Here is an 11,372-nt window from a genome sequence, read left to right as displayed (position 1 = left end):
CTTCCTGGACCAGCACGAGATCCCCCGGCCGAGGTCTTGGCGATCCGCCAGAGACTGAGCAGACGACACCAAGATCCCCGACAGAGTCAGCCCTTAGCTCGTCCGTGTCGATCACTGTGACGGCAACCCCTTGTTGCTCTGAGCCTGACCCCCGGTGACGCCGACGGCGGCCTCCGGTTGCCGCCAATCCTGACCCGCCGCTGCCTCCCATGCCACTCGACTCTTCGGCAAATCGCGACCACGCAGGTCAACGCTTCGCGCGATCCGACACGGCGTATCGGCGCCGAGGTGTGATTCGTACCGCGGTTCATGATCGCGATTTGCCGCGAAGTCGAGGTCTCGGGCAGCGGCGATAGACGCAATCATCGCCGCCCAGGGCACGCTGAGTGACCGCGGTTGATGCGGCGCTGCACGGAGCCCCGTGGCCTGCCTCGATGAGCGGTCGCGCGGTGCTGTGGTCTTCTCAGAGGCTGAATTCAACGTCTCTGCGGGATCAGGCTTGGACCACTTCGAGTGTGCGCGGCCTCTGCTGGTAGGGGGGCACACCGGGTCCGGCAGGTTGTTGAGCGCGGGTTCGGCCGGGTCGACCACGGCGGTGATCTCGGCAATGTGGCCGTCGGCGACGGTGAACGCGAGGAGCGGGGCGGGGTTCCGTCCTTGCTCCAGGAGATGACGCCGGGGTGGACGGTCGGTCGCCGCATGTCCTCGTGCCGGGCTGCTGGCCACTCGCGCGGGTGGCGACTTCGGTGGCCCCGAGCGGAGCCTTTGCGTTCACTCGTCCCGAAAACTCCCGGAGGACCAGCTCGCCGACAGTGAAGTCTGCTCCGAAGGTGTCGGAGTTAACGCGCGTGGTCGCGGTGGTCGTGACCTGGGGAGCGTTGTGCCAGGGCTTGGGCGCGTGTGATGACCTCGTCCGTGGACACGGCGCTGAGGTCGGCGAGTACGTCCTCCAGGGCGCCCAGCCATAGTCGGTAGTAGTGGTATGACTCGCCGTGCTCCTGTGAGGCTGTCCAGGCGGTGATCCGGGCGATCAGCGCGGTCTGGAATTCCGGCCAGCTGAAGACGCCCGCCTCGTACAGGGTGACGGCCATGCCGAAGGCGCGGCTTTCCCACGGCTCGGCGAACACCAGCTCGCCGTTGGAGCGGGGCGGTGCTGCCGGGCCCTCGATGTCCAGTGGCGTGCTCACGGTGTCGCCACCTTGGCTACGCCGACCATCGCATCCCGGGTGATCAGGGGCACGAGTTCTTCTTCCGTGAGGTGCTCGGTGCCGGATGGACGCTCGGGCAGTACGAGCCAGCGCACCTCGCTGGTGGAGTCCCGGACGATGATCTGCACGTCGTCGTCGAGCGTGAGTCCCATCTCGGCCAGCACCGTGCGCGGCTCCCTGACCACGCGCGCGCGGTAGGCGGGGTCCTTGTACCAGCTCGGCGGCAGGCCGAGGACCGGCCACGGGTAGCACGAGCACAGCGTGCACACCACGACGTTGTGGGTGGTCGGGGTGTTCTCGACCACGACGATGTGCTCGCCCTGCTGTCCCGAGAAGCCGAGTTCCTTGATGGAGGCGGTGCCGTCTTCGAGCAGACGCCGTCGATAGTCGGGGTCCGTCCACGCCCTGGCGACGACCTTGGCACCGTTAAGTGGACCCACGCTCGTCTCATAGCGGGTGATGATCGCGTCCATGGCCTGCGGGTCGATCAGGCCGCGCTCGGTGAGCAGTTGTTCGAGCGCCTCGGTGCGCAGCGCCACGGAAGGGCTCTCCTCAGAGCCGCCGGTGGTGGTCATGGGGTGGTCTCCAGATAGCTCTCGTACATGTCCACGGTGACGGTGAAGGGTTCGGCGTCGGCGCCCCATAGTTCGCGTGAGTCGAACCGCACTGAGTAGACGTGTTGGGGGTTCTCTCCCATGAAGTGTGCATTAGTGTCCGGCAGCACATGGGCGGGCTGGATGATCTCGACGACTCCGCTGTGGCCCCGGACGTAGCGCGGCAGTCGAGTGTGCCCGGGCACGGACATGTTCCTGGCGCGTACACGTTCGCCTACGTCGAATTTCGGTGAGGTCTCCACGGACCGCAGTGAGCCTTCGGTGGTGGGTGTGTACCGGGGCAGGGCAGGTTCCGTGACCGGTGGCTCCTCCACGTGTTCGCCGTGCAGGTTGCGGGCGCGGGCTTCGACCGCACCGGTCGCCAGGACGGACTGTTCGGTGAGCATCAGTTCTCCGGCGTTGAGCCATCGCCCGAAGTAACCGTCGTCCAGGTAGGCGGCGCGGTCCAGGCGCTCCAATGCGTGCCGGAAGGCGTCCGTGTTGACGCCGCCGCAGGCAACGCGGCTGGAGAGAATCGCCAGCGCGAATGCCTTGCGCTCCCAGTCCTGTGCGAAAACGCGCTCCTCGCGATCCGGTGGATGAACGCGTCCCCAGCCCTGCGTGCCTCCCATGTCGGCAATTCCATCCATGGCATGGCCTCTCATTTACCGCAAAAGAAGACAAATCCATCATATTTGGCTGATGCCTGTGACGTCACGCCGTACGCCGTGATGCAATCCGTTTACCAGGTCAGTGGCGAGGCGGCTCGTTCCGGCCGTTGGGCCGACGCAGCCGGTGCTCAGGCGGCGGGGCTCGCCGCCCAGGGTGGGTACATGTCCTCGTGGCGCGGCAGCAGACGGTGCGCTCCTCCTGGGCCCGTCGGTCGACGGGCCGGGATGTGGTGGTCGGGTGCAGGGGCCGACGGGCCGACGCTGGTTGAGAGAGTCCGGCTGGTGATCCACCAGCGGTCGATGGCGGGCGAGTACCCATCGGATCCTGGCGCGTGAGCCGTTCGACGTTCTTGCGGCCGACTGCCACGCCCTCACAGCAGTCCACGGCTGTGGCAGGTCATGCCCGTTCGTCTACTGGTGACCGGATTCGCGGGCCGCGCTCACGATGAGATCCGTGACCGTTTGGGGGTGGGAGACCAGGGACACGTGCGAGGAGTTGATCTCCACCGTCTTGCGCGCGTGTGCGCGCTTGGCCTCGTACCGCTCGAGGCTCGGGTCTATGGCCCGGTCCTGCCTGCCGACGAGTACGTAGACCGGTTTGTCCCGCCAGGCCGCTGCGGTGATCTTGTCGGTGAACGCCGACTGTGCGATCGGGCGCTGCGTCGACGCCATGACGGATGCTTGCTGCTGCGGGAGGTCCTGGGCGAAGGTCGCGTGGAGCTTGGCGGCCTGGATGTATACGTCCGTGCCCGTGGTGCCGTCGCCATTGCGGAACGGCACTTGCCTGAACGCCTTGGTGATCGGGGCGGCCGGGAACTTGCTGGAGAGGCTGGCGAACGATTCGCCCTTGTCCGGCATGATCGCGTTGACGTACACCAGTGCCTTGACGTTGTCGAGCCCAGCGGCCGCCTGAGAGATCACCTCACCGCCGTAGGAGTGTCCGACGAGGACGATCGGCCCTTTGATGGTTTTCAGGAGGCTGTTCAGGTACGCCGAGTCCTGGGGTATGCCACGCAGCGTGTTGGGTGGCGCGATGACCTGATAGCCGCCCCGCTGCAGGCGCTGCACCACTGCGTTCCAGCTCGACCCGTCGGCGAATGCTCCGTGCACGAGCACCACGGTCGGCTTCTGGCCCCCCGGGGCCCTGCCGGGGTCGTGTGCGGAGTATGCCGGCACCAGGGCCAGGGCGGAGAGCACCGCCACCCCGAAGGCCAGTCTGCCCTCGCCTGATTTCAAGATGCGGCAGGCGGCTGGGCGAGGGGTGAGCCTGCAGGTCGAGAAGCTTGATGTCACAAACGACGGTGATCGTCGCAAGGCTCTCGACTGGGGTGTGGAGATCCTGGTGAATAACGCAGGAGTCGGCGAAGGCGGCTCCACGGTTGACATTCCTGCATCGAACATCCGTCACCAGTTCGAGGTCAACGTCACCGGCCCGCTGCTCCTCACCCAGGGAATCGCCAAGCAGATGGTCAAGCGCGGCGCCGGCAGAATCGTGTGGGTCTCATCCCGAGAGGGCCTGAACGTCAACCCCTTCACCGGCATCTATTCCGCTTCCAAGCATGCGGTCGAGGCGATCGCCGAAACCATGGCCTACGAGCTGCAGGAGCACAACATCGAGGTCGCCACCGTCAACCCGGGGCCGTTCTTGACCGGCTTCAACGACCGCATGTTCCAAACCTGGGAAAGCTGGGAGGACGACCCCTCGCAGCGGCTCTTCGACTACTCCAAGCTCGCCTTCCCCCGAGCGCAGTTCGATCCTGAAGCGGTCTATGCGACGTTGACCGCTGTCGCGGCCGGAGAGGTCGACCGCTTCCGGAATCTGGAACCAGCGTCGATGCTCGAAGAGACCAAGCAACTCCAGCAGGCCCCCTGGGAGCGCAAGGTTACGGATGGCCTCGGGACGCGGCATCAAGCCATCCAGCACTCCTACGAGATGCAGCCCGAGACCCTCGTCACAAGCTGATTCCTTTCCGTGCGATCGCGAGCGTTCTTCCCGAGTGCTGGAGTCGTACACAGCCAACGGGCGCCTCGTCATCGCGCTTGTGCCCGGGCATAGCGAACTTTTCGCCTGCTCTCACGTAGCAGCAGGCGTTGGACGGGGCGGGGTGAAGACAGTAGAGGGCGCCCGATATTCAGGGGCAGCCCTGCGGAGCCCTGCCCGGGCCAGCGCACAGCGTCAATGCTCGAAACCTGCCGAAGGGGCATCCATGCCTGTCGAACCGACCGTCCTGCAGGATCGCTACCGAAACCGCGGCACCGCTTACACACTGGAGGAGCGGGCGGAACTCGGGATCACCGGACGGCTGCCAGCCGCCGTCGAGACCCTCGAGGGACAGGCCAACCGGGCCTACGCACAGCTCAAGCAGAAATCGTCCGATCTGCAGAAGTACATCTACCTCAATGAGATCCACGACCGGAACCAGGTGCTGTACTTCAAGCTGCTCACCGACCACCTCGACGAGTTGCTGCCCGTTGTGTATGACCCAACCGTGGGTGACGCGATCCAGCAATGGTCCGTGGACTACCGCGACTCACGCGCGGTATACCTGTCAATTAACCGCCCCGAGGACGTGAGAGCATCATTCGAGTCGCTCGGCCTTGGTGCAGACGACGTCGATCTGATCGTTGTCTCCGATGCTCAGGAGATTTTGGGAATCGGGGACTGGGGCGTCAACGGAACCGACATCTCTATCGGTAAGCTCGCCGTTTACACGGCCGCAGCTGGCATCGACCCGAACCGGGTCATCGCCGTGAACCTTGATGTCGGGACAGACAACGAGCAGCTGCTCAACAGCCCGCCCTACCTGGGCAACCGGCATGCCCGGGTGACCGGTAAGCGGTACGACGACTTCATCGCCCTCTATCTCCAGACCGTGTCCGAGTTGTTCCCGAACGCGCTGCTGCACTTCGAGGACTTCGGGCCGTCGAACGCCCGGCGGATCTTGGTGGAGAACGCGGACAAGTACCGGATCTTCAATGACGACATGCAGGGCACCGGGGCGATCGTCATGGCGTCGGTGTTCTCTGCCCTGAAGGTCACAGGGGCACGCTGGTCCGAGCAGCGACTGGTGGTCTTCGGGGCGGGAACCGCTGGCACTGGCATGGCCGACCAGATCCACGCTGCGATGGTGCGTGACGGCGCTACCCCCGCACAGGCCAAGAGCAACATCTGGCTCATCGACGTCCATGGCCTCGTGACCGACGACATGGTGGACCTGCCTGACTACCAGCGGGCGTACGCGAGGCCGAAGTCCGAGGTGAGCGCGTGGGCAGACGGTGAGATCGAGCTATTGACCACCATCAAGCACGTCAAACCCACCATCCTCATCGGTACGTCGACCGTCCATAACGCCTTCACCGAGGACGTCGTGCGCGCGCTGGCCGAGGGAGTGGACCGTCCGGTCCTCCTGCCGCTGTCAAATCCGACGAGTCGCATCGAGGTCATGCCCTCTAACGCGATTACCTGGTCGGAGGGCAGAGCGCTGATGGCGGTGGGCATCCCGGTCGGACCGGTGGACTACAACGGCATCTCATACGAGATCGGACAGGCCAACAACGCGCTCCTCTATCCCGGACTCGGCCTCGGCACGATCGTTTCGGGCGCCCGTCACGTGACCGACGGCATGCTGCTCGCCGCTGCCGAAGCCGTGGCCGGCCAGGTCGATGTGTCCCATCCGGGGGCCTCACTCCTGCCGCCGGTTGCCAACCTGAGGGCGTCTTCGGCCACAGTCGCCGTTGCCGTCGCCCGCGCCGCTGCACAGGATGGGGTCGCGACGAAGACGCACGAAAACCTCATTCAAGCGGTGCAGGACGCGATGTGGCAGCCGGTCTATCCCACGAGCGATGTGGAGCATGCGAAGTGAGCCAGGGCGACCAGTCGGTCCCCGAGATGCAGGAAGTACCGATCGGGATCCAGGCCGATGGACAGCGCGAAGAATTTGACAGCATGGGCACGGTCGAGGTGCCAGCGGACCGCTACTGGGGTGCGCAGACGCAACGGTCGCTGATCCACTTCTCCATCGGTGGCGACCGGATGCCCAAGGAGGTCTACCACGCCTACGGCTACGTGAAGAAGGCGGCAGCGCTGGTGAACGCCGCCGCCAACCGGCTGCCCGAATGGAAGAAACAGGCGATCGTACGAGCCGCGGAGGAAGTCATGACGAGGCAGCAGATCTTCCAGCTCGTAGGCAACCGTCCCACATCCAGCCAGCGGGTTCGACTGGGCGCGGAGCAGGACGGACGGCTGACCGCGATTGCCCATGACGTCACCATGCACACCAACCCCGACGTGGAGTACGCCGAGCAGACCGCCGCCACGACCCGCAGTCTCTACGCCGCACCCCACCGGTTGACCAGCCACCGGCTTGCGCCGCTCGATCTGCCGCCTGGGACGGACGTACGCGCGCCGGGCGAAGCGCCGGGCATGCTGGCGGTCGAGTCGGCGATGGACGAGCTGGCCCATGCGCTGGGGATGGACGCGGTCGAGCTGCGGATCCTCAACGAGCCCACCGTCGACCCCGAGCGAGACGTGCCGTACAGCGAACGGCACCTGGTCGAGTGCCTGCGCGAAGGCGCGCGCCGGTTCGGCTGGGAGCACCGCCCCGCCACCCCGGCGAGTGTGCGCGACGGGCGGTGGCTGGTCGGCTACGGCATGTCGGCCGCCATCCGCGGGCACTTCCAAGGGCCGGCAGCAGCGCGGGTGCGGTTGGAGGCTGACGGCACCGCCGTCGTCCAGACGGACATGACCGATCTCGGCACGGGCACGTACACCGTCCTGACTCAGGTCGCGTCCGACGGGCTCGGACTGCCGCCCGATCGGGTGCGGATCGAGCTCGGGCGTTCCGAGTTTCCCACCAGCTGGGGGTCCGGCGGCTCGTGGGGCGCCGCCAGTTCGAGCAATGCGGTGCACGGTGCGTGCATGGCCCTGCGCGAGCAGCTCCTGGCCGAGGCGCGCGGCGACACGTGCTCTCCGCTGCATGGCCTGGACCCGGCAGGCGCCGTGTTCTCGAATGGCAACGTGGTTGTTGGCAGAGCGTCCGAGGCGCTGAGCGAGATCGTCGCACGCAACCATCCAGAAGGGTTCGAGGCGGAGAGCGGTACCCGCTTCATGGGCGATGATCCGAACTACACGGACTACTCGATCAACACCTACGGGGCCCATTTCGCTGAAGTGGGGGTCGACGCGGACACCGCCGAAATCCGTCTGCGGCGGATGCTCGGCGTGTTCTCGGTGGGCCGCGTACTCAACGCGAAGACGGCCCGCTCGCAGCTGATCGGCGGCATGATCTGGGGAGTCGGTGCGGCCCTCGAAGAAGAGGCCGTGGTCGACCTGCGATCTGGCGCGTTCGTCAACCGGGACTTCGCGCAATACCTGGTGCCGGTCCACGCCGACGTCCCCGACATCGACGCGGTCGTCCTTGACGGGTACGACGACAAGGCCAACGTCCTGGGCGCGAAAGGCGTCGGCGAGCTGGGCATCTGCGGGGCCGGTGCGTCGGTCGCCAACGCGGTGTTCAACGCCACCGGCGTACGCGTGCGCGACTTCCCCATCACCATCGAGAAGGTGCTGCCCGGTCTACCACTGATGGATAACTGAATCCGTGACAACGGTGCCGGTTTGCCGACGCGACCGACGATCTCCTCACCCAGTCGCTGCGCGAAGCTCTTTGATATGAGTAGATAGGCGGCAGCCGTTGAGTGCTACGTGTGGTATCTGGCGTTCACCTGGTGCGAAAGGTCGCGGCAGCTGGCGATGAAGTTATTTGCGGCTTGCGGAGTGACCACGGTGCGAGTGTGTGCTGCTCTGTCCCATAGGTCTTTCAGTGACATGTAAACGCTCACTGCTCCGGGCTCAAGACCCAGTCTGTGCAGGTGCTCCCATGAAATATCCCAAGGGTGCCATCGATCGCCGTTCGGAGGGTCGGGGATTCGGCGCTGATTCAAGGCATGGGTGAGATCCTCCTGGAGGAAGTCCCAGCTGCGGATAACGGAAAGTGCAGGGGAACGGATAGCTGTGATTCTCGCAGACTCGTAAATGTCGAATTCCTGCTGGGCATCCTGTGGAGATGGAACTTGTGGACTCTCTTCCTGTTCAGGCACTGGTTCATCAGATCCCGCAGAGGTCGGATTGTCGGAGGCGGAGTTCGTGGACAGTTCTTCTGCGTTCTGTCGGACCTCCCGCGCGTCAGCCTCGAACTCGATTGCGCCTGCTGGCGTCTCCAATCTGGTCATGCGCGTGAATGTGTACTGAATGTGTGCACGCAGGCCCCACATCAGGGTGAGTGTGACCACGGGCCACACCAGAGTCTTCACGTACTCCAGAACGAGTTCAGCTATCTCCACGTGGTGAGACTGTCAGTCTTCAGGATCGTGGTTGTAATGGGTACGGGGTCTGTGACGGAGCTGAGACCTGAGGTATGCCCAGGGAGCCTTCATGTCAGGGAAGACCTTCGCCGCTCAACGAGGAACCGCACGTCGCGGAGATCGGCGACGACATCGAGCTGGAGTTCCTGCCCGAGGTGATGGGCGAGGACTACTCGAGGGCTGCGGGACCGGTACCGGAATCTGGGGATTGACCTCCAGAGCGGTGACCTCACCGGAGCACCCCCTCCGAGGCGCTGACCAACGCAGCGCTCCGCGAGTTCATCGGCATCCCTGATGCTGCCGAGTCTGCCGAACGATTCGTGACGATGCGCCTGCCGGACTCCACGGCCAGCAGCACACCCAGCTTCTTCGCACGAGCGCGCGCCGCTGAGCAGGAAGAGTTCGCCTGCCTGGTGCGAAGTCCTGGTGGGGGTGTGGTGGGTGAGTCCCGACCAGAGGTGCGATCCGCCTCATGGCGACTCGTGCTCGGCCATACGCTGACGCATCGCTCACACAGAACGGCCTGCTGACCAGTTGGAAGCTCAGGGTGTGAGCTTGCGATCAAGTCAGGGAGCCGGTGTCGTCGCCGATCACGATGGCGTCCCGGCCGACCGTGATCGTCACGCAGTCGCAAATCTACCCCCCCTCGACGAATGTGACGGTCTCGTCGAGCGGCGCCCGGCCCGTACGGGTGTAACCCACCGTGGCGTTCTCGAACCCGATCGACATGCCACAGAAGAGAATGAGTTCGTCCGGTGGTGACAGGATCTCCGCGACAGTCTTGCGATACACCGACCACGCCATCTGCGGGCAACTGTGCAGCCCTTCGGCGCGAGCAACAGCATGACGGTCTGCAGATACATGCCGACGTCGGACCATTGAGGCCGGCCCATGTCGCGGTCGATGTAGCAGAACAGGGCGGCGGGCGCGCCGAAACATTCCCAGTTCGCAGCAGCGGCCCTCTGGCGCGCCTCCCAGTCCTCGCGCCCAATACCAAGTGCGCTGTAGCGCTCATGGCCGAAGGCGGATCGGCGCTCGTGGTACGGAGACCTCAGTGCGGGCGGGTACATCTCGTACTCCCGCTCGTCCCAGGGGTCGGCTGCCGCCACGCGCTCACCGGCGCGCCTCTTGAGCTCGGCCAGCGGCCTACCGGTCACCACGTAGGCGCACCACGGCTGGACGTTCGATCCAGACGGCGCCCAAGCCGCAGCGCACAGGACCCGCTCCAGTACCTGCCTCGTAACAGGCCGGTCGCTGAACCCGCGCACAGCCCGCCGGCTCGTGACCGCCTCATAGACATCCAAGATCGTCTGCCTCCCGCATCTGCTCCACCAGTCCAGTCAGTGACAATCCGGGACCGCTGGGCCCACCCGAAACTGGCGCATCCAGCACCAGGCCGGCGGGCGACCGTCGCGACGTCCACAGGCCCGTCCCACCCCGAGAGCCGTGGCTCGGCGGGACCGAATGGCTGCATGCGATTCCCCCTCCGCCTGACCTGGGATCGGGGGACCGCAGCCGGATCCCCATCCGGCTCAAGCCGCGGCACCCGGCGCGCGCAACGAGAAGACTGCCGGGCTGGAACAGGACACGCGGGAGGCGGGGATGTCAGGAGAGCCAGTCGGTGTAGCGGGTGGGGGCGAGGTGCGCGTTCTTGTCGGTGAGGACGTTGCCCTTGACGGCGGCGAACATGCCGGCGGTGGGGTCGGTGACGACGGTGCGGTTGTCGCCCTTGTGGGAGAGGGCGATCCGGCCCAGCTCGTCCAGGTTGAAGATCTCGGGGCCTGCGATGTTGCGCCTGCCGTTCAGCGGGGCGCCGACGGCGACCTCCGCCACTGCGCTGGCCACGTCCTTGGACGCGATCGGCTGGATCGGCGTGGCGGGCAGCCGGACGGTGTCGCCGTCGGTGGTCCAGGACAGGACGGCGTCCATGAACTCCATGAACTGCGTGGCTCGGACGATCGAGTAGGGGATCGGCCCGGCCGCGAGGATGTTCTCTTGGAGCGTCTTGGCCCGGTAGTAGTCCAGCTCCGGAACCCGGTCGGTGCCGATGATCGAGAGGATGACGAAGTGGCCGACGCCGCCCTTGTGAGCCGCGGCCAGGAGGTTGTCCATCGAGGTCCGGAAGAAGGCCGGGGATGCTTCGTCGAAGGTCGGGGAGTTCGTCAGGTTGACGACGACGTCGGCTCCCGCCACCGCCTCGTCCAGTCCCTGGCCGCTGATGACGTCGACTCCGGTAGACCGCGAGTGCGGTACCGCCTCGTGTCCGGCGGCGTTCAAGTTCTTGACGACCTGCGCCCCGATCAGTCCGGTACCGCCGATGACTGCAATCTTCATGACATGCCTTTCATCGGGATTACGTGCGCAATGTGGCATATGAAACGCTATGTGGGTGCGGCATGAAACGGCTCGTTGATGGGCCGAAGAGGGACGGTGTCAGAGACCGTCGACGAACGTGACCGTTTCGTCGAGCGGCGCCCGGCCTATGCGGGCGTCGCCCGCTGTGACATCTTCGAACCCGGCCGACATGCCGCAGAAGA

9 protein-coding genes and 1 pseudogene are annotated in these 11,372 nt (G+C 65.5%); 3 read left to right on the top strand and 7 right to left on the bottom strand.

Annotated features, from left to right (window positions below; genetic code table 11):
• Positions 1 to 839: 839 nt before the first annotated feature.
• The 4 genes from ACFYY6_RS36335 to ACFYY6_RS36320 all read right to left on the bottom strand — a co-directional run bounded on the left by ACFYY6_RS36335 (position 840) and on the right by ACFYY6_RS36320 (position 3,708).
• On the bottom strand, positions 840 to 1,187 hold the full coding sequence (locus ACFYY6_RS36335) for a nitrile hydratase accessory protein (protein WP_073791062.1): 348 nt from the start codon (positions 1,185 to 1,187) through the stop codon (positions 840 to 842).
• Entirely contained in the window at positions 1,184 to 1,783 is a 600-nt protein-coding gene (gene nthA / locus ACFYY6_RS36330; RefSeq protein ID WP_351523060.1) for a nitrile hydratase subunit alpha, read from the bottom strand. The genes ACFYY6_RS36335 and nthA overlap by 4 nt, the downstream gene beginning before the upstream one ends.
• Positions 1,780 to 2,451 (bottom strand): nitrile hydratase subunit beta, encoded by a 672-nt coding sequence (nthB, locus tag ACFYY6_RS36325; protein WP_386609308.1) that lies wholly within the window; start codon positions 2,449 to 2,451, stop codon positions 1,780 to 1,782. The genes nthA and nthB overlap by 4 nt, the downstream gene beginning before the upstream one ends.
• Positions 2,452 to 2,883: 432 nt before the next feature.
• Positions 2,884 to 3,708, bottom strand: coding sequence for an alpha/beta fold hydrolase (locus tag ACFYY6_RS36320; RefSeq protein WP_388653769.1), 825 nt, complete (start codon positions 3,706 to 3,708; stop codon positions 2,884 to 2,886).
• Between the two features lies 1 nt (position 3,709).
• On the opposite strand from ACFYY6_RS36320, the gene ACFYY6_RS36315 reads away from it, so the two are divergent.
• The 3 genes from ACFYY6_RS36315 to ACFYY6_RS36305 all read left to right on the top strand — a co-directional run bounded on the left by ACFYY6_RS36315 (position 3,710) and on the right by ACFYY6_RS36305 (position 8,068).
• Positions 3,710 to 4,435 (top strand): SDR family oxidoreductase, encoded by a 726-nt coding sequence (locus ACFYY6_RS36315; protein ID WP_389197452.1) that lies wholly within the window; start codon positions 3,710 to 3,712, stop codon positions 4,433 to 4,435.
• A 244-nt stretch (positions 4,436 to 4,679) separates the two neighbouring features.
• Positions 4,680 to 6,335 carry an NAD-dependent malic enzyme gene (locus ACFYY6_RS36310; RefSeq protein WP_351523054.1) on the top strand — a complete coding sequence of 552 codons (1,656 nt, stop codon included), beginning with the start codon at positions 4,680 to 4,682 and terminating at the stop codon, positions 6,333 to 6,335.
• Positions 6,332 to 8,068 (top strand): molybdopterin cofactor-binding domain-containing protein, encoded by a 1,737-nt coding sequence (locus tag ACFYY6_RS36305; protein WP_389197450.1) that lies wholly within the window; start codon positions 6,332 to 6,334, stop codon positions 8,066 to 8,068. The genes ACFYY6_RS36310 and ACFYY6_RS36305 overlap by 4 nt, the downstream gene beginning before the upstream one ends.
• A 104-nt stretch (positions 8,069 to 8,172) precedes the next feature.
• Here the strand turns inward: ACFYY6_RS36305 and ACFYY6_RS36300 are convergent, their stop codons facing one another.
• The 3 genes and pseudogenes from ACFYY6_RS36300 to ACFYY6_RS36290 all read right to left on the bottom strand — a co-directional run bounded on the left by ACFYY6_RS36300 (position 8,173) and on the right by ACFYY6_RS36290 (position 11,169).
• Positions 8,173 to 8,814 (bottom strand): hypothetical protein, encoded by a 642-nt coding sequence (locus ACFYY6_RS36300; protein ID WP_389197448.1) that lies wholly within the window; start codon positions 8,812 to 8,814, stop codon positions 8,173 to 8,175.
• Between the two features lie 657 nt (positions 8,815 to 9,471).
• Positions 9,472 to 10,139: pseudogene (locus ACFYY6_RS36295) on the bottom strand (nitroreductase).
• Positions 10,140 to 10,440: 301 nt separating this feature from the next.
• Positions 10,441 to 11,169: an SDR family oxidoreductase gene (locus ACFYY6_RS36290; RefSeq protein ID WP_386609314.1), complete on the bottom strand. Its 729-nt coding sequence runs from the start codon at positions 11,167 to 11,169 to the stop codon at positions 10,441 to 10,443.
• Between the last annotated feature and the right edge of the window lie 203 nt (positions 11,170 to 11,372).

The organism is Streptomyces sp. NPDC001750 (genome assembly GCF_042892615.1).
Lineage (GTDB): Bacteria > Actinomycetota > Actinomycetes > Streptomycetales > Streptomycetaceae > Streptomyces.
Note: the sequence above shows the minus strand (reverse complement) of the source record. Positions and strands in the feature narration are given on the sequence as shown.

Coding starts and splice junctions, on each gene's coding strand:
- nthB (WP_386609308.1), bottom strand. CDS start 2,451: ATGGATGGAATTGCCGACATGGGAGGCACGCAGGGCTGGGGACGCGTT.
- ACFYY6_RS36310 (WP_351523054.1), top strand. CDS start 4,680: ATGCCTGTCGAACCGACCGTCCTGCAGGATCGCTACCGAAACCGCGGC.
- nthA (WP_351523060.1), bottom strand. CDS start 1,783: ATGACCACCACCGGCGGCTCTGAGGAGAGCCCTTCCGTGGCGCTGCGC.
- ACFYY6_RS36290 (WP_386609314.1), bottom strand. CDS start 11,169: ATGAAGATTGCAGTCATCGGCGGTACCGGACTGATCGGGGCGCAGGTC.
- ACFYY6_RS36315 (WP_389197452.1), top strand. CDS start 3,710: ATGCGGCAGGCGGCTGGGCGAGGGGTGAGCCTGCAGGTCGAGAAGCTT.